Here is a 24,400-nt window from a genome sequence, read left to right on the forward strand (position 1 = left end):
AAAAGTGGTTGATATTTTAAATAATTGACGAAAAGCTGACAAGTGTTTGTTAATTTAGTTTGCCGGAAAATAAACACCTAGCTGATGGACAAAACAAAAATATCCTATGGATTTTTAGCGGCGATAGTGCTGATCGCTTTTTTCCCTAAGTATCTTGCTGCTCAGACAGAAAAGTCCTGGCTTAGGATCAACCTGCTCGGCTACCAGACCAATTCGGTGAAAGTAGCGGTATGGGTAACTAAAGAGGAGGGTGGCATGCCGGCTAAGTTTGAAATTATAGATAAGGAAAGTGGAAAGGTCGTTTTCAGCTCCAGGAAAATTAAACGTTTCGGCGCCTATGGCCCTTTTAAAAAATCAGCCAGGTTAAATTTTAGTGACTTTAAACTTCCGGGACGGTACTATATTAAAGCCGGGAATACAAAATCACCGGAACTGATTGTGAACGATCAGGTTTATAACCAGACTGCTGATTTTGCCTTACGGTATATGCGCCAGCAACGCAGCGGATATAATCCCTACCTGAAAGACAGCTGCCATACCCGGGATGGGTTTGTACTGTATGGTAAGGATGCAGGAATTCGGGACAGTACATTTTATAAGGCGAGCGGTGGCTGGCATGACGCATCGGATTATTTGCAATATGCAACGACATCAGCCAATGCGACATATCATTTACTGGCCGCTTACAGAGATTTTCCGGGAATATTTGCGGATAGGCATCAGGAAAATGGTCTGGAGGGCAGGAATGGTGTGGCAGACGTGTTGGACGAGGCCAAATGGGGATTGGACTGGTTGTTAAAAATGCACCCGGAGCCCAACATTATGTTTAACCAGATTGCAGACGACCGTGACCATAGCAGCATGCGTATGCCTAAGGAAGACAGCCTGTACGGGCGTGGATATGAGCGGCCTTTATATTTTATTAATGGAAAACCTCAGCAAAGGGGAAAATTTCTGAACAACACAACAGGTACGAGTTCTACTGCGGCCAAATTTACCAGCGCTTTTAGCCTGGCTTCGGGTATTTATCAGGATAAACACCCGGAATATGCCCGCTTGCTGAAAGAGAAAGCGCTGACGGCTTATCAGTATGCCAATAAGATACCGGGGGTTACACAAACGGCATCTGTAAAATCTCCCTACATTTACGCAGAAGACAATTGGGTGGACGATATGGAGCTGGCATCGGCAACGTTAGCTGCGGTTTCGAATGATCCGGGATTGCTGGATAAGGCTTTTGATTATGCAAAGAAAGAACCCGTAACGCCCTGGATGGGAAAAGATACCGCGGCGCATTATCAATATTATCCATTTCATAACTTTGGGCACTTTGAAATTGCCAGACAGCACAGTGGCGCGGCCGGAAAGGAAAGCATAAAATTTTATAAGGCAGGACTGGATAAAGTCTGGCAGAAAGCAAAGGATAATGGCTTTTACCGGGGCGTTCCCTTTATATGGTGTTCCAATAATTTAACGGCCTCTTTTGCCATACAGTCTTTTTTATATCAGCAGTTGTCCGGAGATCAGCAATACGATGAATTGGCACAGGCCAATTTTGACTGGTTGTTTGGTTGTAATATCTGGGGTACGAGTATGGTATATGGCTTGCCTGCCTGGGGGGATACGCCAAAAGACCCGCATTCGGCCTTTACCCACATCGGGAATTATCCGATAGATGGGGGATTGGTAGACGGACCCGTATATGGCAATATTTACAAGAACCTGATCGGGATCAGGCTGACTAAACCGGATGACTACGCAGTGTTTCAGTCTGACCTGGTGGTTTACCATGATGACTATGGCGATTACAGTACAAATGAGCCTACCATGGACGGTACCGCTTCACTGATCTATTTACTGGCAGCTTTTGATAGCAGGGCAGGCGGGAAATAAAAAAATAATTCAATATCTTTGGGGCCTAAGTATTCATATGATGATTAAAGAAGAGAACAACAACACTTTTGACTGGGTTTATTATGTTTTAGGCCTGTTTTTTGGTATTTTAACTGCTGCAATTATAACCGGGAGCTTTGGCTGGTCTATCCTGGGTGGAATTATAGGATTTATATTTGGTGCGGTTTTCTTAAATGGTATTGTTAAAGGACGCCAGTATTAAGGGGAAAAGGTATTTATTTAAAGGGATTGGATTGATGAAAAGATTAAGTTTTATCGCAATATTAGTGCTTTTTGCTCTGGCTGCCCATGCACAGGAACTTAAATTTGCACCTGTAGATGCCAGTCCCGCTGATATCGTGTACTATCCATTAAATGCGGCCAAAGTAAAAGATGGCGCTGCCCCGCTAATCAAAGTGATCTACTCCAGGCCTTCTAAAAAAGGAAGGGAAATTTTTGGTGTGCTGGAGCAATTTGATAAGGTATGGCGTGTCGGCGCAAATGAATCAACAGAGATCAGGTTCTATAAACGGGCAGCTATCGGGGGCAAATCCATCAAAGCAGGCACGTACAGTTTGTTTGCGATCCCATCCCAGGATAAATGGACCCTGATCATTAACAAACAGACCGATCGCTGGGGCGCTTTTACTTATAACCAGAGCCAGGATGTGTTAAGGATTGAAGTGCCGGTAAAAAAACTGGACAAACCGGTTCAAGTTTTGTCCATTACTTTTACCAGCCAGCCGGCCGGAGCCGATATGGTGCTGGCCTGGGACCGCAGCATGATTGCGCTTCCTATTGCTATAAAATAGTTTGGGCAAAGTTTAATGACCTCCTGCCAGGAATTTTAAACCTAAAATTGAACCGATCAGGGTGGCAATAAAAAAGATCCTCCAAAAATTGACAGGTTCGTCAAAAAAGAATATGCCAACAAGGACAGTTCCAACTGCACCTATACCTGTCCAGACAGCGTAAGCTGTACCCATGGGTAAGGTTTGTATGGCCTTGTTCAATAGCAGGAAACTTACAGAGATGCAGATAAAAAAAGCAGCGCTCCATTTCAGGTTGCTAAAATTGTTTGAAAGTTTTAAACAGGTCGTAAAGCCAACTTCAAAAAGACCTGCAACAACTAATATAATCCAACTCATAATTTTAAAATATTTCCTGCAAAATTACCCCGAATTGTACGGGAAGTTTTTTACAAATGTTAAAAAATGATCTTCCGGTATTTTATCTTTACAAAAACAGGCAGCCTTTGCAACAGATCTTAAAAAAAATAAAAAGCATTTATCCTTTAAATGAGGAGCAACTGGATCAATTACTGGGCCTGATGCAAAGGGTGGAAATCGCTAAGAACGACCTGGTCATCCGGGCCGGACGTATAGAGCAATCGCTCTTTTTTATTGAAAAGGGCATCGCAAGAGGGTATTTCGAAGGCCGGGACAACCAGATCACCTTTTGGTTGGGAATGGAGGGGGATGTGGTGCTTTCCTATAACAGCTATATCAAGGGCTTGCCGGGTTATGAAAGTATAGAGCTGCTGGAAAACAGTGTGCTGTATGAGATCAGGACAGCGGCACTGGAATCGCTTTATCGCCAGGATGCTGCATTTGCCAATTGGGGGCGGAAGCTTGCAGAACAGGAACTGATCAAATCGGAGACCTGTTTTATTGGCAGGCTTTTTAGAACAGCTGCCGAACGTTACGGTGATCTGCTGCGTGAAAATCCTGCGCTGATCCAAAGAATCCAGCTTGGCTATATTGCCTCTTACCTGGGCGTAACCCAGGTAACTCTAAGCAGGATCAGGGCTGAACTCAGGTAATTCAGTTTATAAATAGCGGTTTTTAATCACCTGTGTATGATGGATGATGTGCCCGGCTATCACAAAGAGCAAGGCCCTTACTGAAATTTGTCTTTCAGATGCGGTTCCGCTCCGGTTCAATTCGGTTTCTGATAAGGAGTTAAACAGGTACATATTCGATTTCCTCAACAAAGAAAACTCGTCCGAAAAACTCAGCAGGCTTCTGTCCTGAAAATGTGCATGGGCGACATAATCATCCTCTTCAAAACCCGGAAGCGCATGGTTTTCGGCCCGGGCGAAACAAGTTAAGCGATAAGTAAGGATGCGTTCGGTATCGATGATGTGACCAATGAGTTCTTTTATGGTCCATTTGCCGGGTGCATAAGCATAATCTGCCTTTTCTACCAGACTGTTGATAAAATCCGGAAAGTCTGAAGCTTGTTGCTGAAGGACTTCCAATACATCCCCTTCTACCAGGCTGATGTATTGTTCCCCCCAGGCGGGGTACTCATGTATTTGAGGTCGGTTCATAAGTTATGCTGCTTTTTAAAACGATGCGAAAAGTAGTGCCTTTGCCCAGTTCAGAGTCTTTCACAAAGATCTGTCCATTGTGATAATTTTCAATGATCCTTTTGGTAAGGGAAAGGCCCAGGCCCCAGCCGCGTTTTCTTGTCGTATACCCGGGTTGGAATACGGCATCAAACTTAGAGCGGGCAATGCCCTTGCCGGTATCAGTCACATCTATAAATACTTCTTCCTTGGTTAAGTTTTCAATGATGGTTATGGTAATGTTCCCTTCATTTTCAATGGCATTGGCGGCATTTTTTAGCAGGTTTTCTATTACCCAGTCAAAAAGTGGAACATTCAACAGTGCCCGGACCTGCTCGTCGCCAACGATGCTGAATACGATTTTATCAGAGGTGCGGAGCTTAAAATATGCTACAAAGTTGTAAATGACCGTATACACGACATGATCTTCCACGATGGGTTTAGAGCCAATCTTCGAAAAACGATCAGTAATCACCTCCAGTCGCTTGATGTCGTTTTCCATTTCGGCGATCAGTGGGTCATCTTCGGCGTCAAAACGCGATTTGATCAGTTCAACCCAGGCCATAAGTGAAGATATCGGGGTGCCCAGCTGGTGTGCAGTTTCTTTGGCCATACCTACCCAAACCTGGTCCTGTTCCGCTTTACGGGCAGAGCTAAAGGCAATGTACGCCGTAATTAAAAACAAGCCGATTACCGCCAGCTGGATGTAAGGAAAATACCGGAGCTGGGTAAGCGTTGCCGAATCTTTATGGTAAATATACCAGCGGGTATCATCGCCACCTAAAATAGGGGTAGCAGGATGCTGCTTTTTCATTTTTCTAAGCTCCCTGGCAAAATAAGCAGGATCATAATTGACATTGGCTTTCTTTTGCAGGTCGTAATTGGTTTTTGTAGAGTCCAGCCCCTGATAAGTGATAATGTCGCCTTTTGAATCGGTCATGATGACGGGCAGTTTGGTATTTGTCCTGATCAGGTCGATCAGCCCGGTATACCGGTCATCATCATACATGGCCAGCGTTTGTTCAGTTACCTTCACGTAAAGCTGGAATTGCAATTGTTCTTCCCGTTCCATTTTTTTTACGAAGAAGTCGCTGTAAAAAACAGAAGCAGTGCCAATAACAATGGCAAATATCAGTAAAAAGAATTTCCAGCGACGTTTTTTCTCGTAAGGGTTCATAGGATTATGAAGCCAAATTACAAAATAGCATTTAAAAATGCAGGATTAAGCAATTAAATAATGTAGCAGCAGGAAAAATTACCATTCTCTTTCGACGCTGCATGGGGCATCAAACGCTAAAAAATATATCTTTGCAAGCTGAATATGGAAAAGAAAGTAAGAGTACGATTTGCCCCCAGCCCAACAGGGGGATTGCATTTAGGCGGGGTACGTACCGCTTTATTCAATTATCTGTTTGCTAAAAAGCACAACGGCACATTTATTTTACGGGTAGAGGATACCGACCAGACCCGTTTTGTACCAGGTGCCGAAGCATATATCGTTTCCTGCCTGGAATGGTGCGGAATAAGCCCGGATGAAAGCCCTGTACTGGGTGGCGCATTCGGCCCATATCGTCAAAGCGAAAGGAAATCTACGTATAAACAATATGCCGACCAGCTGATTTCCAGTGGCCATGCTTATTATGCCTTTGACACTCCGGAAGAGTTGGAGGAGAAACGCAAGGCGGTCCCGAATTTTACTTATGGCCTTGCTACAAGGGCAGAAATGAGAAATTCGCTTACCCTGGCCGAAGAAGAGGTACAGGCGCTTTTGGCAAAGAACACGCCGCATGTGGTACGGATCAAGATGCCTGCGGATGAGCTGGTTTCTTTTACAGACCTGATCAGGGGGCATGTTAGTTTTGATACCAATTTGGTTGACGATAAAGTTTTACTGAAGGCAGATGGCATGCCGACTTATCATCTTGCTGTTGTTGCAGACGACAGGGCGATGGAGATCAGCCATATTTTCAGGGGCGAAGAGTGGCTTCCATCGGCACCGATCCATATTCTGCTGTGGCGGTACCTGGGATGGGCAGATGAAATGCCGCAATGGGTACACCTGCCCTTAATTTTAAAGCCGGATGGCAACGGTAAGCTCAGCAAAAGAGATGGCGACAGGCTGGGTTTTCCGGTCTATGCACAAAATTGGACAGACCCTAAAACCGGCGACCTGACCAGGGGCTTTAAAGAACTTGGTTTTATGCCCGAAGCATTTGTTAACTTATTGGCCATGCTGGGCTGGAATGACGGGACAGACCAGGAACTGTTTACTTTAACGGAACTGGTTGATAAATTCTCTGTGGAAAGGATCAGTAAGGCCGGGGCTAAATTTGATTTCGAAAAGGCCAAATGGTATAACCACGAATGGATCAAAAATTCAGCGCCAAAAAAATTGCTCCCATTTGTAAAGCAGGCTTTTTCGGTACAGGGCATTGAGCTTGATGCGGATGCAAGACTGGAAAAGGTCATTGACCTAATTAAAGATCGCTGTAACCTGCTTCCTGATTTTGTGGCGCAGGGCCTATACTTTTTTATCGCGCCGAAGGAATATGATCTGGCAGCAGTACAACCCAAATGGACGGCAGAAAAAGCGGCTTTTTTTGAGGCTTATGCTATGGAAATAAAAGACGGCCTTGTTGGCGCTGAACTGGAAGAAAAGTTTAAAGCATTGGCTGCAGCGCATAATTTTAAGCCGGGAGAACTGATGCTTCCTTTGAGGATCATGCTGGTTGGCGGGAAATTTGGGCCCGGAGTATTTGATATTTTGGTAAACCTGGGGGCTGAGGAAAGTACAAAAAGAATCCATAAGGCGATAGCTGCATTTAATTAATCTTCAATTCTTTTATTTTTGGTATAACAATTGTCGCAAATTTTTATAAACCAAATTAAAAGAATTGATATGCAATGGTTCGGTAAAGGAAGTGGCAATATAGACGACAGAAGAGGGATGAGCGGAGGCGCAAAACTCGGTGGCGGCGTAGGTATTATCATTATTGTTTTGGGTCTGCTTTTTGGCAAAGACCTTACAGGAGTTGTTAGTCAGCTTCCGGTTGGGGAGATGACACAAACTGAAGGTAAAACAGGTGACCCAACGGATGCAGAAGGCAAATTTGTTGATGGGGTACTGGAATCGACCAACCAGGTTTGGGAACAACAGTTTCAGGCCATGGGCAAGGCGTATGAAAAACCAAGAATGGTCCTGTTTACCAATATGGTGCAATCCGCCTGTGGCAATGCAAGTTCGGCTGTAGGGCCATTTTACTGCCCTGCAGATCATCAGGTATATATTGATCTCACATTTTATCAGGATTTAAAAGACAGGTTTGGTGCAGCGGGTGATTTTGCCCAGGCCTATGTGATCGCACATGAAGTGGGCCATCATGTGCAAAACCTGCTGGGGATTTCTGATCAGCTGCAGCAGGCAAGAGGTCGCGTGAGTGAAAAGGAATACAATCGGTTGTCTGTTAAGCTGGAGCTTCAGGCTGATTTTTTTGCCGGGTTATGGGCCCACCAGGCCCGGAACCTGAAAGATTTTAAACTGGAAGAAGGGGATATTGAAGAAGCGCTTACTGCTGCCAATGCAATTGGCGATGATAGGCTTCAAAAGCAGGCACAGGGCGAAGTTGTGCCGGATGCATTTACCCATGGCACTTCCGAGCAGCGGATGTACTGGTTTAAAAAAGGCTTCGATACCGGCGACATCAAGGAAGGCGATACATTTAATTCTGGCAGGCTATAATTCCATTGTTTTGCAACAAAATGATAATATATAAGTTTAAACTTATAAACTTGTATAAATTAGTATTACACCATTACACATACGTTTCTAAATTTTAAAAGCCTTATTTATTTTTAATAATGATATTAATAGTGGATGATACCCCCGAGAACCTGATTTCTTTAAAAAAGGTTCTGGAGCGGCATAATTTTGAAGTCGATACTGCATCATCAGGAGAAGAGGCCTTAAAAAAAGTACTTAAAAATGAATATGTACTGATCATTCTGGATGTTCAGATGCCCGGAATGGATGGATTTGAAGTTGCTGAAGCAATTTCCGGTTACAGTAAGGCCAAAGAAACAGCAATCATTTTCCTTTCTGCTGCAAACACGGAGCTTAAATTTATTACGAAAGGTTATTCTTCAGGAGGGCTGGATTACATCACCAAGCCGGTGGATATGGGGGTGCTGTTGTTAAAGGTAAAGACCTTTTACCGCATTTATGAACAAAGCCGGAAACTGATAGAGATACAAAAAGCTTTACTGGATGAAATTGAGTTCAGGAAAAAAGCGGAACGGAAAAAGGATGAATTTATCAGTATTGCGAGCCATGAATTGAAAACACCGTTGACCAGTGTGAAGGGTTATGTACAATTGTTGAGCAGGAGTATCGATAAGGGAGATATTCCTACGGTTAAAAAGCACCTTGCAAAGGCACAGGTCCAATTGGAAAAGTTAAATGAGCTGATTGCCGATCTGCTGGATATTTCTAAAATAGAGAGCGGTAAACTCAAGTTCAACAAAAAACATTTTGTGCTGGACACGCTGCTTGATGGAGTCCTGGAAGTGATCCATCAGGCAAATCCAACCTTTAACATCATCAGGAAAGGAATAGCTTCGCAGGAGATCTATGCGGATGAAATGCGCATTGAACAGGTCATTGTTAATTTTTTGACCAATGCCATCAAATATTCGCCCGGAACAAACGAAATTGAGATCAATATCAGCACAAATGACGATCAGCTCTATATTGGTGTCCGCGATTTTGGGATAGGTATTGCACCTGAAATGCAGAAAAATGTATTTGAGAAATTTTATAGGGTAGAAGAAACGGCTATTCATTTTCAGGGACTGGGTATAGGCTTGTACATTTCAGCCGAAATTATTAACCGGCACGGCGGAACGGTTGGCGTAAAAAGTGAGCTTGGAAAAGGCTCGGAATTTTACTTTACACTTCCCTTAAATGTGGGCCCTGAAACAGATTAAACAAAGAATTTATGAGCAAAAGAACAATAAAAAATAACCTGAGGATCGGTTTAGGACTGTCTTTGCTGATCCTGTTCATCACTTCACTGGCTTCTTATCTGAGTATAAAAAGCCTGATCCAGAGTGCCGATATGGTGCAGCACAGCAATGAAGTGATGACCAAACTGGATGGGGTGATTTCTATATTGAAAGATGCAGAAACGGGACAGCGGGGTTACCTGCTTACTGGTGACAAGGATTTTTTGGAGCCTTATAACGGGGCGAAACTGCATGCAATTGCCTTATTGGATGAAGTGGCAGTGGAAACCATAGATAATCCTTTTCAGCAAAGGAATGTGAAGAAATTACGGGAAGTAATTGAAGGCCGGTTGCAAATTCTTGAAAATACGGTTGGGGTAAAAAGCAGGGGTGGAAATGTGAGTGTTGCGGAACTGATCAATGGTAAGACCTATATGGATTCGGCCAGGGAACTGATAAAAACCATGCAGGCCGAAGAGAAAAGGCTATTGGAACTGAGAACAGCGGACATGAACAAGCTGGCAGGTTATACCCCGGCGTTGATTGTTTTGGCGGCTTTCTTAGCGATTCTGATCACCTTTTTCTTTTACCGGAAGGTCTCTTCTGATTTTAATGAAAGGGTAAAACTGCAGCAGGAACTGCAGGAAAAAAACGAAGAAATTGACAACAGAATAGAAGTTATACAGGGAATTGCTGCACAGATTTCCAGCGGGGATTACCAGGTCAGGCTGGAAGAGGAAGTAAAGGACGGACTCGGAAGCCTTGCCGGATCATTGAATGCCATGGCTGAGTCTTTACAATATTCGTTCTCTCTGCTTGGCGATAAAGAATGGTTACAATCTGGCATTGCAGCATTGAATGATAAAATGGTGGGGGAGAAAACGGTCAGTGAACTTGCCCATGACGTATTGGATAACATTGTCGGACTTACCAACAGCCAGGTGGCTGCCTTTTACCTGGTGGAAGAGGACCAGTTGCTACATATGGCGGGGAGCTATTCGCTGATGGAAGATCAGCAAAGACGGAGCCTGAAACCTGGTGAAGGCCTGATTGGACAGGCCGTGCAGTCGGGAAAACAGATTTTGATCAATGACATTCCTGAGGGGGAGCTGACCATCAGCTATGCTACGGGCAATACCAGGCCGCGCAATGTGGTGGCCGTTCCGATTTTTAGGGATGGGGAAGTAGTTGGGGCAATGGAGTTTGGTTCTCTGCAAAGTTATACCCCTTTACAGCTCGATTTTCTGAACAGCATTTCTACCAATATCGGCATTGCCATACATGTTGCGCAGAACCGAAAGAAATTGCAGGAGTTTTTAGAAGAAACCCAGGCGCAGGCAGAAGAATTGCAGGCACAGCACAGGGAGCTGGAAGGGCTGAACGCGGAGCTGGAGGCGCAAACCCAAAGAATCCAGACTTCAGAAGAGGAATTGCGCGTACAACAGGAAGAACTTTTGCAGAGCAACCAGGAGCTGGAAGAGCGGACCAGCTTGCTGGAAGAAAAGAACCAGTTGATACAGGAGCGTAACCTGGACATACAGCATAAGGCAGAACAGCTGGAGCAGAGTACAAAATATAAATCGGAATTCCTGGCCAACATGTCACATGAACTCCGTACGCCTTTGAACTCTATTTTATTGTTGTCCAAACTGATGTCTGAAAATAAGGAGCTCGATAAGGAATATATCGAATATGCAGAAGTGATCCAAAGTTCGGGGCAGGGCCTTTTGGGCCTGATTGATGAAATCCTTGATCTCTCGAAAATTGAGGCTGGCAAAATGAAACTTGAATTTGCAGACATCAGCATCAATGAGGTGGCAACGGATATGCGCTCACTGTTTAGCCCGATTGCAAAAAATAAGCACCTGGACCTGGTTATTGATGTGGAGCAGGATCTTTCGGGCATCAATACAGACAAAATGCGCCTGGAACAGATTTTAAAGAACCTGCTTTCCAATGCCATTAAATTTACTTCAGCCGGGAAGGTTACTTTAACGGTTAGAAAAGATGAGGCCGGCAAATCCATTTTATTTAAGGTAACAGATACAGGAATTGGCATTCCATCGGATAAGCAGGGCCTGATCTTTGAAGCTTTTCAGCAGGCAGATGGTTCGACGCGGCGCAAATTTGGTGGCACTGGTCTTGGCCTGTCCATCAGCAGGGAGCTGTCTAAGCTTTTGGGAGGGGAAATAGAACTGACCAGTAAGGAAAACGTGGGCAGTGAGTTTACCCTGAGTTTGCCGGTAGACCGTATGGCAGCAGTTAGCACGGTTATAGGGCAGGATATGATCGCTACCCCTGTGTATATCGAAAAGATCGAACCTGTTGTGGCAGAACGCTTCACGGTAGACCACATTCCGAAGGAGATTGAAGATGACCGGGATGACATTAAACCGGGCGACCGGGTGATCCTGATCATTGAAGATGATACCAATTTTGCCAAAACCCTGCTCAAGTTTACGCGGAAGCGAAATTATAAGGGCATTGTTGCGGTGCGGGGTGATATGGGTATTGAACTGGCCAATCATTACCGGCCACTGGCCATATTGCTGGATATACAGCTCCCGGTAAAGGATGGCTGGCAGGTGATGGAAGAACTGAAAGCCAATCCGCAAACCAGGCCTATCCCTGTGCACATCATGTCTTCGCTGGAGGTAAAAAAGGAAAGCTTATTAAAGGGAGCGGTCGATTTTATCAACAAGCCGGTAGCACTGGAACATATGCAGCAGATTTTCCAGAAGCTGGAGCTTGCCCTGAGCAGGCATCCAAAAAAGGTATTGATTGTAGAAGAAAATAAGCAACATGCAGAAGCCTTAAGTTATTTTTTGAGCAATTACAGCATCCAGACTGAAGTTGCGGATAATGTAACGCAGAGTATTGGTGCGCTAAACAAAAAAGAGGTGGATTGCGTGATCCTGGATATGGGGGTTCCCGATAAAAGCGTGTACGATACGCTGGACACGATTAAGAAAAGCGAAGGCCTGGAAAATCTGCCGATCATCATTTTTACCGGTAAAAACCTGTCGAAGGGAGAGGAAAGCCGCATTAAACAATATGCGGATTCTATTGTGGTAAAAACGGCGCATTCTTACCAGCGGATTCTGGATGAAGCGGCTTTGTTCCTTCACCTGGTGGAAGAAAAGGCAGAAGAAGGAAAGCATAAAAAAAATGGATCGGAAAAACTGGGCGGCTTGTATGAGGTTTTGCACCATAAAACTGTGCTGATCGCAGACGATGATGTGCGTAATATTTTCTCTTTAACAAAGGCCCTGGAGCAACATAAAATGAAAGTGCTGGCTGCCACAGACGGCAAAGAAGCCCTGCAAACGCTTAAGGACAACCCTTTGGTTGATATTGTGCTGATGGACATGATGATGCCGGAGATGGACGGATATGAGACCACAAAGGAGATCCGGAAGATTGCTGCCTACAAACAATTGCCTGTTCTGGCTGTTACAGCAAAAGCAATGATGGGCGACAGGGAGAAATGCATTGCTGCCGGGGCTTCGGATTACATTTCGAAACCGGTTGACATTGATCAGCTGATCTCCTTGTTAAGGGTTTGGCTTTACGATAAGGTATAATTAATAAATTCCATGTTTTAACCCATATGGCAAATAGTAAAATATTAATAGTTGACGACGATAGCAGGAATATTTTTGCTTTAACCGCAGTATTAAAAGCAAAAGGATACCAATGCCTTTCGGCCACAGGCGGACAGGAAGGGCTGGATATATTGGAGGCGAACAGGGACATTACCGTAGTGCTGATGGACATGATGATGCCGGATATGGATGGTTATGAGGCAATGGATAGCATGAGTAAGCATCCCTCATTGAAGGATATTCCGGTGATCGCGGTTACTGCCCAGGCGATGATGGGTGATAGAGAAAGGTGTTTAAACGCTGGAGCGGTTGGTTACATTTCCAAGCCGATAAATGTAGAAGAGTTAATCCGGTTGCTGGACCAGTATATTTTAGCGAAATAGATGTTAGACATTCCTGTAATTAATGATGAACATGTAGAGATCCTGCTTTCCGATCTGCTGGAGCAGTACGGCTACGATTTTACAGGTTATTCGAGGGCATCACTAAAACGCAGAATTTCCAGGTTGTATGCTTTAGACAAGGCTTTAAGCTTTGCGGAGTTCCGGTATCAGATTTCGGACGACCAGGCTTATTTTAAGCGCTTTGTGGAACAGATCACGGTAAACGTAACAGAGATGTTCAGGGACCCTTCTTTTTTTAGGACATTAAGGGAAGAGGTTTTGCCTAAACTGGGTACTTACCCTTTTATACGGATCTGGCTTGCAGGTTGCTCTACCGGTGAGGAAGCCTATTCCATTTCCATCATTTTAAAGGAATTAAATTTACTGCACAAATCTTTGATCTACGCTACTGACCTGAACCCGGCGGTTTTGGAAAAAGCAGGGCAGCGCATGTTTGCCATGAGCCAGATGAAGCAATACTCAGAGAATTATATCCTCTCAGGTGGGGCTAAAGATTTTTCGAGTTATTATACGGCCAGTTATTCGCTGGCCAAATTTAATGAGGAGCTGAAGAGCAAGATCATATTTTCTACGCATAACCTGGTTTCTGATCATTCTTTTAATGAGTTCCAGTTAATTCTCTGCAGAAATGTACTGATCTATTTTGACCGGGAATTACAGCACAAAGTGCTGGATCTTTTTGACAATAGCCTGGAGGGGCTGGGATATCTCGCCCTTGGCACTAAGGAAACGGTCGACTTTTCCAGGATTGCGAAAAGGTACAAGCGGCTGCCCGGAGAAAAAATATGGAGAAAGGTAGGCTGATGAAGAAATGTAAAGCATTTATTATAGGGGGTTCTGCCGGCAGCCTGGATGTATTGCTAAAAGTATTACCTGTGGTTAAGCCTGACATTGATTTTCCGATCATTATTGTGGTGCACCGAAAACACGGAGCAGATTCCCTGTTGCCTGTTTTATTGTCCACACGTACGAAGCTTAGGGTGAAGGAAGTGGATGAGAAGGAAAAGATACTGGCGGGAACAGTTTATGTCGCGCCTTCAGATTACCATTTACTGATTGAACAGGACCAGACCTTTTCATTGGATTATTCTGAAAAGATAAATTATTCGAGACCGGCCATTGATGCCACATTTCAGACCGCAGCAGAAGTGTACGGGTCAGAATTGGTCTGTCTGCTGCTTTCGGGCTCGAATGCGGATGGTGTGAATGGCCTGAAGAGCGTTAAAGCCTGGGACGGAACAACGGCAATACAGGACCCGGAGACGGCACAAGTTGCTTATATGCCGGCACAGGCGAAGCTCCATGTGCAAATAGATCATGAATTAAGCATAGAAGCTATCGGAGAATTCATAAATTTGCTACCTTAATCAGGAGAAGATCAAATGGCTATGAATAAAAAAGTATTCGTATTTGACGACAATACAGACATTTTAGAGTTGTGTACCATTATTTTGCAGGATGCAGGATATGACATTAAAACGTCTTCTACTTCTAATAATATCATAGACCAGGTGATGGCTTATACGCCGGATATCATTTTTATGGACAACTGGCTACCGGATGTTGGCGGAATAGATGCGACCAGGGAGTTAAAGGCACACAGTGCGCTAAAAAATATCCCGGTGATTTATTTTTCGGCCAACAATGACGTGAAGTCACTGGCTGATCAGGCTGGGGCTGATGGCTATCTGTCCAAACCCTTCGATATCGAAGAGCTGGAAGATATCATCAGCAAACATTTGGCTATTTAACGCCTAAAACATCGACACCCTGTTCGAAAACAATATCAACAGGTATTCCCCTTTTGGTCAATTTATCCAGGTCCGCCTGTAGTTCTGCTGAAATTACGGCCATCTTTTTCTGGCTGGCTTCTACGGCGGCTTTATCTCCATTGCCCTGCAGGGTGATGATGAAATGGCTTAATTTGTTCATTGCTCCCTCAAACTTGCTGAAATCCACCTTGTAGGTTCCATCGCTGTTCCTGATAAAGGCTCCGTTTTCTTTAAAGAAATTGAAGCATTGCATATTGGCCTTACCATGGGCGCTGGCCGCACCAAGCCTTACAGAGCGTAAAATTCCGGCCATATAGGTGGTATAAAAAGTTTTGATGTCGCCCTGTAATTCTCCTTTTTTGAGCAGGCCGGTAACCATATACAGGCCCAATACATCTGCTTTCCCTTCTTCGAGCCAGGAATACTGTTCCTGCAGCGCTTCCTTGACAAAGCCTTTTCCGGTAATGGTTTTTTTAATGCCCAGGCCATGCGCAACCTCATGGAACATGACATTGGCAAAAAAAGCATCGAAATTGATATACTGCTGTTGTTCTTTGTCTATCAATTCTTTAGCAATAGGGATCAGGATCTTATCAAATTTGGCTTTCATGGCATTCTTTAGCTGGGAACGCCGGGTTCCTTTCTTTTGCTGGATCACTTCATCGTTAGGCAGGTTAACCGCAATGGTTTTTGATCCCGCATTGCAATCCCCGGCATAGTACAATACATCGTAAGCATTCAGTTCAGAATCTGTACCTGGCTTTTCGCGTTTATACTTCGCTTCAACCGGAAGGCCCTGTTGCAGTTCCGGCAGCATGCTCACGTATTTTGCCAGTCTTTTGCTCCATACCTTGTCTTTTACCAATACATACGATTCGTAGGCTGCGCGGGCATTAAATAACTTGTCTTCATAATTCTCAATAGGCCCTATGATGATGTCGAGTGTATTCGTTTTCATGTCCAGCCAGGCATAGTCGCTTGGGCCATAAACATCGGTAACGAGGGCATCGGCACGAAGGTTCAGGTATTTTTTAAATCCGGCATCTTCCGCAAGCAAAGCGGCCTGTTTAAGCAGGTTGGATGCTTTTTGAAGCTCTGCTGCATAAAGTATGTGATAAGGCATGGAGATTAATTTACCTGCGGTATCTCTTTGAATTACGGAATAAAGTCCAAGCTTGTCTTTAACCTCAGATTTTTCCAGTTCTTCTTTGGTCATGCCGGCCGGGTAAAAGCTGGATGCAGCGGGCTTTGGGCCTATGCCATCCACGAATGGCTTGTCGCCGTTTAACCGATCCCATGGCCCATAATTTATTTCTAAAAAGGCCCTGGTCTTTTCATCTTTAATGGTGCTCAGCAGGCTGTCACGCTGGGGATAGGCCTGTTTCCAGAACAGGTCGTCCATAATTTTTGCGGCCTGGATCAGTAAAGGAATTATTTTGCGTTCATTAACGGTCAGGTCGTTCAGGTTGGTGGTCAATTTAACCGTTTCATAAATGCCCAGGCGTTCGTTTACATAGCGCTGAAGGCTGTCGCTGCCGGAACTTATATTTTTAGTTTCCGTATGGCTTGGTTTCTGGGAATTGGTACAAGCGGCAATACCTGCAAAAACGGCGCATCCGGCAAGGATCAGGCTTATTTTATGGGTCTTCTTCATAGGGTTGATGTCTTTGTTCCTGCTATGAAATTAATAGCATGCAACGAAATTAGTAAAAAATAGTAATTTCACATCCTATATACTTCTATTATGATACTACAACATTTTAACCGGTACTGTCTTTATTTTATCCCTTTGTTTTTACTGGCGGCATGTTCCACAAATAAGTATGCGGCTACGAATAAAGTATACAAAAAGCAGGCTAAGAATTTTGCCGAAACGATAAAAGCAGCCCCACCGCTAAACCAGGCGATTGATTCCTTGCCTGTCCATCCTTTATCCTGGGTTGGCTCTGTTAATTTTGGTATCCGTAAGCCAAATTTTGTAGTGCTGCACCATACCGCCCAGGATTCTTCGGCACAAACCTTAAAGACCTTTACCCTTACCCGTACCCAGGTAAGTTCTCATTATGTAATCGGGCGCGATGGAAAAGTGTTCCAGATGGTCAATGATTACCTGCGGGCAAACCATGCCGGGGTATCCAGGTGGGGCAATGATATGGACCTCAATTCTTCTTCTATCGGGATAGAAATAGACAACAATGGACGTGAACCTTATTCGGATGTACAGATAAAGAGTTTAGTCACAGTGCTCAGGGCATTGAAAAAAAGATACAACATTCCTACTGCAAACTTTATTGGCCATGCTGATATCGCTCCGGGACGCAAAAATGACCCGAGGAATTTTCCATGGAAAAAAATGGCTGAGGCTGGCTTTGGCTATTGGTATGATGATGTGCTGGTGATGCCGCCTGATGACTTTGATACCGTAGCGGCCTTGCGGATCATTGGTTACAATGTGAAAAACCTGAATGCAGCAATTGAGGCATTTAAAATCCATTTTGTACAGACGGACATCAGCCAGGTACTTACTCCCGCAGATAAACTGATCTTATTTAATGTGTACAAAAAATACCTGTAAATAAAAAAAGCGCCTTAAAGGCGCTTTTTTTATTTGTTTCCTTTTGCCCAGGCATCTTTAAGGGATACCGTACGGTTAAAAACAAGATGATCCGGACTGGAATCCTTATCCAGGCAGTAATAACCTTTTCTGATGAACTGGTAACGTGCATCGGGATCGGCTGCAGCCAGGGAAGGCTCTATATAAGCCCTTTCAATTATTTCAATGCTGTTTGGGTTCAGGTAATCTTTGAAATCGCCTTCTTCAGCGTCAGGAGACTCCACACTGAACAGGCGGTCGTACATCCGGATCTCGGCACTTTTTGCATGTTTGGTGCTTACCCAGTGAATTGTTCCTTTGACATTGATGCCACTGGTATCTTCACCACTTTTTGATTCGGGGAAATAGGTACAGTGTATTTCGGTTACCTTGCCTGTTTCGTCTTTTACAAAACCTTCACATTTCACGATATAGGCATGTTTTAGCCTGACCATTGTGCCGGGGGCCAGTCTGAACCATTTTTTAGCAGGTTCTTCCATGAAATCGTCACGCTCGATCCAAAGTTCATTGCTGAAAGGGATGTCCCTGCTCCCACCTTTGTCTTCCGCCTCCGGGTTGTTTTCGCCAATCAGCGTCTCTTCTTTTCCTTCCGGATAATTGGTAATGACCAGCTTTATCGGGTCCATAACCGCCATTACACGGTTGGCCGTTTTGTTCAGGTGCTCTCTTACACAGAATTCCAGCAGGCTTAATTCAATCAGGTTCTCTCTTTTTGCCACACCAATCCGCTCGCAAAACTCGCGGATGCTCTCCGGCGTATAGCCTCTTCTTTTCAAACCGCTGATGGTTGGCATACGGGGATCATCCCAGCCACTAACCACTCCTTCATTAACCAGCTGGAGCAATTTCCGTTTGCTCATTACGGTATAAGAGAGGTTTAAACGGGCAAATTCATATTGTTTAGAAGGATAGATCTCCAGTTTTTCTATACACCAGTCATACAGTTCCCGGTGCGATACGTATTCCAGAGAACAGAGCGAATGTGTAACGGTTTCAATGCTGTCGCTTTGTCCGTGTGCGAAATCATACATCGGGTAAATGCACCATTTGTTTCCGGTGCGGTGATGTGCTGCATGTTTGATGCGGTAAATAATGGGGTCGCGCATGATCATGTTGGGGCTGGCCATGTCTATTTTTGCCCGTAAAGTGCAGGTACCATCTTCAAAATCCCCATTTTTCATGCGGGAAAACAGCTCCAGGTTCTCTTCGGTGCTGCGGCTGCGGTATGGACTGTCCTTGCCCGGTTCCGTAGGCGTTCCTTTCTGGGTTGCAATTTCATCAGCGGTACTGTCGTCTACATAGGCCAGGCCTTTATGGATCAGCTGTACGGCATAGTCATACAGGGTGTCAAAATAATCAGAAGTATAATGTATGTTTTTCCAATCAAAGCCCAGCCATTTGATGTCGGCCTGCTGGCTGTTCACATATTCTGTTTTTTCGGTAACCGGATTGGTATCGTCAAACCTAAGGTTGGTATAGCCGCCATATTTTTTAGTTAAACCAAAGTTTAAGCAAATGGCTTTGGCATGGCCAATGTGCAAATACCCGTTAGGTTCCGGTGGAAACCGGGTGATCAGTTTTTCGTATTTTCCACTATTTAAATCGTTCTCAATGATCTCTTCAATAAAGTTCAATGATCTTTCCTCACTCATATAAACTGTAATTTTGTAGCCAAAGTTAACATAAAACCGCTAATTTACTTACATTTACAGCCTACTTATTAGCATAAATTATGAGCAATGCATTAAACAGGCCTATCCGGGTTTTAGTAGCCAAGGTTGGATTGGACGGTCATGACAGAGGGGCAAAAGTGATTGCGACTTCTTTAAGGGATGCAGGTATGGAGGTCATCTATACGGGCTTGCGCCAGACTCCGGAGATGGTGGTAAATGCGGCTTTACAGGAAGATGTTGATGCCATCGGGATTTCGATCCTGTCAGGAGCCCATATGACGGTTTTCCCAAAGGTCGTAGCGCTCATGAAACAGAAAAAAGTAACAGATGTATTGCTCACCGGTGGGGGGATCATTCCTGAAGGGGATAGGGATAAACTTAAAGAGATCGGTGTAGGAGAACTATTTGCCCCGGGTACAACCATGGAAAGTATTGTTAATTATATCAGGAACTGGGTTACAGAAAACAGAAATTTTTAGATCATGACTTATCAGCACATTTTATCGGAATTAAAAGATCAGGTATTGTATGTAACCATCAACAGGGAGCAAAAGTTAAATGCCTTAAATAAAGAAACTTTGGCGGAGCTTGCCGATGTGATTGCATTTGCAGCTGTCAACGATGAGGTGAGGGGTATTTTGCTTACTGGCGCTGGCGAAAAAGCATTTGTTGCAGGTGCAGACATTGCTGAGTTTGCCGATTATAACGGACAGCAGGGCGAAGAACTGGCCAGGAAAGGTCAGGAAAGTGTTTTTAATGCCATCGCGAATTGCCCTAAGCCGGTTGTTGCCGCTATCAATGGTTTTGCGCTGGGCGGTGGACTGGAACTGGCCATGGCCTGCCACATCCGTGTGGCTTCGGATCATGCCAGACTGGGTTTGCCCGAAACTTCATTGGGCCTGATCCCTGGCTATGGGGGTACCCAACGGTTGACGCAATTGGTAGGAAAAGGAAGGGCCCTGGAAATGATCTGCACAGCAGATATGATCACCGCAGCACAGGCAGAAAGCATTGGCCTGGTAAATGCCGTCGTTCCTCAGGGAGAACTGATGGCCAAAGCGGAAAGTCTGCTGGCGAAAATTACGCTCCGCGCGCCTTTGGCCATTGCGGCTGCAATAAAAGCTGTCAATGCAGCAGCCGGTTCTGATGAAAATGGCTTTGAAAAGGAGATTGAAGAATTTGGAAAGTGTTTTAATACATTGGATTTCAAAGAAGGGACCCTGGCTTTTTTAGAAAAGAGAAAACCTGTATTTACCGCAAAATAGCCTTTTTTTATCTTTTAAGCGGGTTTTTAAAGGTATATTTACAATTTTTTAACCTGCTGTTTTGCTTTTGAGGGGAATTGCCTTGCAAAAAGTGTAGAGAATATTTCCCATAACAAAAAAACTCTCTTATATTTATCTCAGTATTATTCAATAAATATCTATGAGAAAAATATTAATTGTTGATGATGAAATAAATATTGGGATACTATTATCTAAATTTTTAACGCGAAATTCCTTTAGTGTATCTACTGCTACAAGCGGTGTCTCTGCGATGGAATATCTGGCTAAAGAGTATTATGATCTGGTATTGTGCGATTACCGCCTGGAAGATACAGACGGTAAAGAAATGCTGATCAAGATCAAGGAGAAATACCCAAGAACAGGTGTGATCATCATCACAGGTTACTCTGATATTAAACTTGCAGTAGAACTGATCAAGCTTGGTGCTTACGATTACATTACCAAGCCCCTTTATCCGGACGAGATCCTGAATACGATCAATAAATCTATCGAAACGCAGATTGCGCTGAATGTTGCCGCTATACCCGAGGTTTCAGAAGCGCCTAAACAGCGGATCCAAAAGCAACAGATCTACAACCAGGCGGATAACTTTGTTGCGGGGCAAAGTAATGCTTCAAGACATTTGTTAAAGCAGATCCAATTGGTAGCGCCAACGGCCTACAGTGTAATTTTAACTGGTGAGAGCGGAACAGGTAAAGAATCTGTGGCCAAAGCAATTCATTTGAACAGCCCGAGAAAGGATAACCCTTTCGTAGCCATGGACTGCGGATCTTTAACCAAGGAACTGGCAGGAAGTGAGTTTTTCGGACACGAAAAAGGCTCTTTTACAGGGGCCTTATATACTAAGATAGGCCATTTTGAAATGGCTAACGGGGGCACGCTTTTTTTGGATGAAGTAGGTAACCTCTCATATGACATCCAGGCAGCCTTGTTAAGAACGGTACAGGAACGAAAAATAAAGCGCATTGGCAGTACCAAAGAAATAGACCTGGACGTGCGCATCATTGTGGCCACGAACGAGAACCTGGGCAATGCCATTCAGAAAGGAAAGTTCAGGGAAGACCTATACCATCGTTTTAATGAATTTTCTATTGACCTTCCACCTTTAAGCCAGCGGGGACGGGATATCCTGATTTTTGCCAATACCTTCCTGGAGGTGGCCAACCAGGAGCTGGGCAGGAGTGTGCAGGGCTTTTCTCCCGAAGTGGAAGATTGTTTTTTAACCTATAACTGGCCAGGAAATGTAAGGGAGCTGAAAAATGTGATCAGAAGGGCAACCTTACTTACAGAAAGCCAGGAAATCCAGCTGAAAGCACTGCCGTTAGAGATTTCTACCTATGCCAGGGCAAACGCCATAGAAAATACCATGTCGCGTACCGAGCGGCCCCGGGATTTAAAGAATGCAGCCCTGGAAGCGGAATATGATGCCATTTTAAAAGTTTTGAGAGAAGTAAACTTTAATAAAACCAAGGCTGCCAAAATCCTGAACATTGACCGCAAAACGCTTTACAATAAAATGAGGGCCATTAACCTGGAAAAATAGCCAATCAGATATGTCGATATTTACGTATAAACAGCGAAATAATATCAACCTTGTTATTATTATAGCACTGGGCTGTTTAATTGCGTACTCTTTACAGGGGATTTTCGGCTCTATCCTGAGTACACTGGTCTTGTTTACCATTTTAAGACCGGGCTTTATTTATATGGTGGACGTGAAGGGCATGAACAAAAGCTTTTCTGCCATTTTGCTGCTGATGGTTTCTGTTGTCGTGATCGTGCTTCCTTTTTATGCCCTGAGTGCAATGGTGATTGAAAAGATTGCTGAACTGCAAAATGATCCCATTTATTTTAAAAACCTGGTTTTTAAACTTAAGCATTTAATCCCTGTGGGTGATGATGTGCAGAAGCTGGTTGGGGATGGACTTAAAAAGGCCGGGACCTGGGCTACAGAACTGTTTCCTTCTCTGATTTCGGGAGCTTTTAACATTGTATTGGGTTTGCTGCTGATGTACTTTTTACTGTACTTCATGCTAGTTGAAAGGGAACGTTTTGAAAATGCGCTGATCAAATATGCACCATTCAGGGCACAGAATGCGCAACGTTTTGCGGAGGAGATGCGCAATACCACCTATGCCAATGTGCTGGGCCAGGGGTTTATTGCCCTTGTACAGGGATCCCTGCTGAGTCTGTGTTTCTTTGTACTGGGCTATACTGACCCGGTATTCTGGGGGGTAATTACAACGTTTATCTCTTTTGTTCCGGTACTGGGACCGCCAGTGGTATTTGTACCTGCAGCCTTAATACAGATAGCAAACGGCAATAACTTTGCAGGCTGGGCCATGCTGATCTTCGGCTTTGTGGTGATTATCAATATTGATAATGTACTCCGGTTCATCATTGCAAAAAAAGTTGGGAATATTCATCCCATCATCACCGTAATTGGCGTAGTTATTGGTATACCTTTATTTGGAATATTGGGCCTGGTTTTTGGCCCCTTACTGTTATCGTATTTCATCTTGCTGATTAAAATATACGAAACAAGCGCCATGGCTTCTGAAAGATTGGAAAGAATTAAAACAATTTCTGAGCACGATGAGTTATAATAATGGTGTTCCGGAGAATTAATATATCGTTAACCCTAAAAATTTAAATGTTATGAATGATAATTCAAAAGTGTTAGTTGGACTGTTGGTAGGTTTGGCTGCCGGTGCCGCGTTGGGCTTGCTGTTTGCTCCTGAAAAAGGAAGTGAAACAAGGGACAGATTGAGCCAGTCTTTAAAGGATCTTGGAGATTCCATTAAGGACAAGGCTGCAGATGAGATCAATAGCTTAAGTAATTTAAAAGATAAAGTAGTGAGCTCTGTTAAAAGTAAACTCCGTCAATCTGAGGAAGAATTTATTGACGACGATCTGGAACACGCTTAAACATAATGCCAAACCGATTTGAACAATGCAGGAAAAAAAAGAAAAGAATATCGAAGATTTATACGAAGATGCTAAAAGCTATGTGGATACCCGGGTTGAATATACCAGGCTGTATCTGGTAGAAAAGATATCGAAGATATTTGCTGATCTGGTGACGAATGCAGCAGTGATCATCTGTTTTATTTTGGCCTTCCTGTTTGGCACATTTACACTTGCCTTGTTCCTGTCGGACATACTGGGCAGTTATGCCCGGGGTTTTGGCTGCGTTGCCATAATTTATATCCTGCTGGCGCTTATTGTATATTATTTCAAAGAAAAATACATTGAGAAAGCCATCATTAATTTTACGATCCGAAATTATTTTAATAAACTGGCAGATAAGGATGAAGAAGATGAACCGAAGATATAACATCAATAATTTAGAGGAGCTCCATGCAATGGTCTGTAGTTTAAAGGCTGAACACCAGCAAAAAGGAGATTTGCTTTTAAAAGACACTAAAGGGTATTTTAAACAGTTTACTTTAGGTGGATTGATAAAAAAATACGCTACCCCATCGGCTTTTCTTAAAATTGATGATAAGTTGAACATCAGCAGCAGCTTAATGTCGCTGGTATTGCCTTTTTTAATGAACAGTACTTTGTTTAAAGGATCTGGGTTCCTGACCAAAACACTGGTTGGCCTGGCCTCTAATAAAGTAGGCAAAACCCTTGATGCAGAGCACCTGTCGGCTATTTTTAATTCGGTAAAGTCCTGGTTTGGCGGCTCAAAAAAGAAAACAGAAAAAGCACCACATTATGTAGATTACGGGATTCCCCCGGATAGCGAAACGTATTGATCAAAAAAAAGGCTTCATTTAATGAAGCCTTTTTTTTG

The 24,400-nt window shown here is 43.9% G+C and carries 25 protein-coding genes; 20 read left to right on the forward strand and 5 right to left on the reverse strand.

What is annotated here, in order from left to right; all coding sequences use genetic code 11:
- Nucleotides 1–84: 84 nt before the first annotated feature.
- Genes R2Q85_RS04630 through R2Q85_RS04640 form a run of 3 tightly spaced genes read left to right on the forward strand, consistent with a single transcriptional unit; the run spans nt 85 to nt 2,705 of the window.
- The gene (locus tag R2Q85_RS04630; protein ID WP_316810575.1) at nt 85–1,893 is read left to right on the forward strand and encodes a glycoside hydrolase family 9 protein; all 1,809 of its coding nucleotides are present in this window, start codon (nt 85–87) and stop codon (nt 1,891–1,893) included.
- A gap of 37 nt (nt 1,894–1,930) precedes the next feature.
- Nucleotides 1,931–2,116, forward strand: coding sequence for a hypothetical protein (locus tag R2Q85_RS04635; protein WP_316810576.1), 186 nt, complete (start codon nt 1,931–1,933; stop codon nt 2,114–2,116).
- Nucleotides 2,117–2,150: 34 nt separating this feature from the next.
- Complete coding sequence (locus tag R2Q85_RS04640) at nt 2,151–2,705, forward strand: DUF2911 domain-containing protein (RefSeq protein WP_316810577.1); 555 nt, start codon at nt 2,151–2,153, stop codon at nt 2,703–2,705.
- 12 nt (nt 2,706–2,717) lie between these two features.
- Here R2Q85_RS04640 and R2Q85_RS04645 read toward each other — a convergent pair whose 3' ends face one another.
- A complete protein-coding gene (locus R2Q85_RS04645; RefSeq protein WP_316810578.1) occupies nt 2,718–3,041 on the reverse strand; it encodes a multidrug efflux SMR transporter in 324 nt (107 codons plus the stop codon).
- A gap of 107 nt (nt 3,042–3,148) precedes the next feature.
- On the opposite strand from R2Q85_RS04645, the gene R2Q85_RS04650 reads away from it, so the two are divergent.
- On the forward strand, nt 3,149–3,715 hold the full coding sequence (locus R2Q85_RS04650) for a Crp/Fnr family transcriptional regulator (protein WP_316810579.1): 567 nt from the start codon (nt 3,149–3,151) through the stop codon (nt 3,713–3,715).
- 6 nt (nt 3,716–3,721) lie between these two features.
- Here the strand turns inward: R2Q85_RS04650 and R2Q85_RS04655 are convergent, their stop codons facing one another.
- Nucleotides 3,722–4,225: a DinB family protein gene (locus tag R2Q85_RS04655; RefSeq protein WP_316810580.1), complete on the reverse strand. Its 504-nt coding sequence runs from the start codon at nt 4,223–4,225 to the stop codon at nt 3,722–3,724.
- A complete protein-coding gene (locus tag R2Q85_RS04660; protein WP_316810581.1) occupies nt 4,203–5,420 on the reverse strand; it encodes a HAMP domain-containing sensor histidine kinase in 1,218 nt (405 codons plus the stop codon). Before R2Q85_RS04660 ends, R2Q85_RS04655 begins: the two co-directional genes overlap by 23 nt.
- A 144-nt stretch (nt 5,421–5,564) precedes the next feature.
- On the opposite strand from R2Q85_RS04660, the gene gltX reads away from it, so the two are divergent.
- The 8 genes from gltX (at nt 5,565) to R2Q85_RS04700 (ending at nt 15,004) form a co-directional block, all read left to right on the forward strand.
- A complete protein-coding gene (gene gltX / locus R2Q85_RS04665; protein WP_316810582.1) occupies nt 5,565–7,073 on the forward strand; it encodes a glutamate--tRNA ligase in 1,509 nt (502 codons plus the stop codon).
- 69 nt (nt 7,074–7,142) lie between these two features.
- The gene (locus R2Q85_RS04670; RefSeq protein WP_316810583.1) at nt 7,143–7,982 is read left to right on the forward strand and encodes a neutral zinc metallopeptidase; all 840 of its coding nucleotides are present in this window, start codon (nt 7,143–7,145) and stop codon (nt 7,980–7,982) included.
- Nucleotides 7,983–8,101: 119 nt separating this feature from the next.
- On the forward strand, nt 8,102–9,226 hold the full coding sequence (locus R2Q85_RS04675; RefSeq protein WP_316810584.1) for a hybrid sensor histidine kinase/response regulator: 1,125 nt from the start codon (nt 8,102–8,104) through the stop codon (nt 9,224–9,226).
- Between the two features lie 11 nt (nt 9,227–9,237).
- Nucleotides 9,238–12,828 carry a response regulator gene (locus R2Q85_RS04680; RefSeq protein ID WP_316810585.1) on the forward strand — a complete coding sequence of 1,197 codons (3,591 nt, stop codon included), beginning with the start codon at nt 9,238–9,240 and terminating at the stop codon, nt 12,826–12,828.
- Nucleotides 12,829–12,854: 26 nt separating this feature from the next.
- Complete coding sequence (locus R2Q85_RS04685) at nt 12,855–13,232, forward strand: response regulator (protein WP_316810586.1); 378 nt, start codon at nt 12,855–12,857, stop codon at nt 13,230–13,232.
- Complete coding sequence (locus R2Q85_RS04690; protein ID WP_316810587.1) at nt 13,233–14,057, forward strand: protein-glutamate O-methyltransferase CheR; 825 nt, start codon at nt 13,233–13,235, stop codon at nt 14,055–14,057.
- Entirely contained in the window at nt 14,039–14,620 is a 582-nt protein-coding gene (locus R2Q85_RS04695) for a chemotaxis protein CheB (protein WP_316810588.1), read from the forward strand. The genes R2Q85_RS04690 and R2Q85_RS04695 overlap by 19 nt, the downstream gene beginning before the upstream one ends.
- Nucleotides 14,621–14,641: 21 nt before the next feature.
- Complete coding sequence (locus tag R2Q85_RS04700) at nt 14,642–15,004, forward strand: response regulator (RefSeq protein ID WP_316810589.1); 363 nt, start codon at nt 14,642–14,644, stop codon at nt 15,002–15,004.
- Here R2Q85_RS04700 and R2Q85_RS04705 read toward each other — a convergent pair.
- Nucleotides 14,997–16,679 (reverse strand): dipeptidyl-peptidase 3 family protein, encoded by a 1,683-nt coding sequence (locus tag R2Q85_RS04705; RefSeq protein ID WP_316810590.1) that lies wholly within the window; start codon nt 16,677–16,679, stop codon nt 14,997–14,999. The genes R2Q85_RS04700 and R2Q85_RS04705 overlap by 8 nt on opposite strands.
- A gap of 90 nt (nt 16,680–16,769) precedes the next feature.
- Here R2Q85_RS04705 and R2Q85_RS04710 point away from each other — a divergent pair, with 90 nt between their 5' ends.
- Nucleotides 16,770–17,600, forward strand: coding sequence for an N-acetylmuramoyl-L-alanine amidase (locus tag R2Q85_RS04710; protein WP_316810591.1), 831 nt, complete (start codon nt 16,770–16,772; stop codon nt 17,598–17,600).
- A 29-nt stretch (nt 17,601–17,629) separates the two neighbouring features.
- On the opposite strand, the gene R2Q85_RS04715 is transcribed toward R2Q85_RS04710, so the two are convergent.
- Nucleotides 17,630–19,291 carry a glutamine--tRNA ligase/YqeY domain fusion protein gene (locus R2Q85_RS04715; protein WP_316810592.1) on the reverse strand — a complete coding sequence of 554 codons (1,662 nt, stop codon included), beginning with the start codon at nt 19,289–19,291 and terminating at the stop codon, nt 17,630–17,632.
- 80 nt (nt 19,292–19,371) lie between these two features.
- Here R2Q85_RS04715 and R2Q85_RS04720 point away from each other — a divergent pair, with 80 nt between their 5' ends.
- The 7 genes from R2Q85_RS04720 to R2Q85_RS04750 all read left to right on the forward strand — a co-directional run bounded on the left by R2Q85_RS04720 (nt 19,372) and on the right by R2Q85_RS04750 (nt 24,362).
- The gene (locus tag R2Q85_RS04720) at nt 19,372–19,791 is read left to right on the forward strand and encodes a cobalamin B12-binding domain-containing protein (protein ID WP_316810593.1); all 420 of its coding nucleotides are present in this window, start codon (nt 19,372–19,374) and stop codon (nt 19,789–19,791) included.
- Nucleotides 19,792–19,794: 3 nt separating this feature from the next.
- Nucleotides 19,795–20,577 carry an enoyl-CoA hydratase/isomerase family protein gene (locus tag R2Q85_RS04725; protein ID WP_316810594.1) on the forward strand — a complete coding sequence of 261 codons (783 nt, stop codon included), beginning with the start codon at nt 19,795–19,797 and terminating at the stop codon, nt 20,575–20,577.
- Between the two features lie 160 nt (nt 20,578–20,737).
- The gene (locus R2Q85_RS04730; protein WP_316810595.1) at nt 20,738–22,141 is read left to right on the forward strand and encodes a sigma-54 dependent transcriptional regulator; all 1,404 of its coding nucleotides are present in this window, start codon (nt 20,738–20,740) and stop codon (nt 22,139–22,141) included.
- 10 nt (nt 22,142–22,151) lie between these two features.
- Nucleotides 22,152–23,204 carry an AI-2E family transporter gene (locus R2Q85_RS04735; protein WP_316810596.1) on the forward strand — a complete coding sequence of 351 codons (1,053 nt, stop codon included), beginning with the start codon at nt 22,152–22,154 and terminating at the stop codon, nt 23,202–23,204.
- A 52-nt stretch (nt 23,205–23,256) separates the two neighbouring features.
- Nucleotides 23,257–23,526 carry a YtxH domain-containing protein gene (locus R2Q85_RS04740; RefSeq protein WP_316810597.1) on the forward strand — a complete coding sequence of 90 codons (270 nt, stop codon included), beginning with the start codon at nt 23,257–23,259 and terminating at the stop codon, nt 23,524–23,526.
- A 25-nt stretch (nt 23,527–23,551) separates the two neighbouring features.
- Nucleotides 23,552–23,935, forward strand: coding sequence for a phage holin family protein (locus tag R2Q85_RS04745; RefSeq protein WP_316810598.1), 384 nt, complete (start codon nt 23,552–23,554; stop codon nt 23,933–23,935).
- Entirely contained in the window at nt 23,910–24,362 is a 453-nt protein-coding gene (locus R2Q85_RS04750) for a hypothetical protein (RefSeq protein ID WP_316810599.1), read from the forward strand. Before R2Q85_RS04745 ends, R2Q85_RS04750 begins: the two co-directional genes overlap by 26 nt.
- Nucleotides 24,363–24,400 lie beyond the last annotated feature (38 nt).

This window comes from Pedobacter heparinus, assembly GCF_032678725.1.
Taxonomy (GTDB): Bacteria; Bacteroidota; Bacteroidia; order Sphingobacteriales; family Sphingobacteriaceae; genus Pedobacter; species Pedobacter heparinus_A.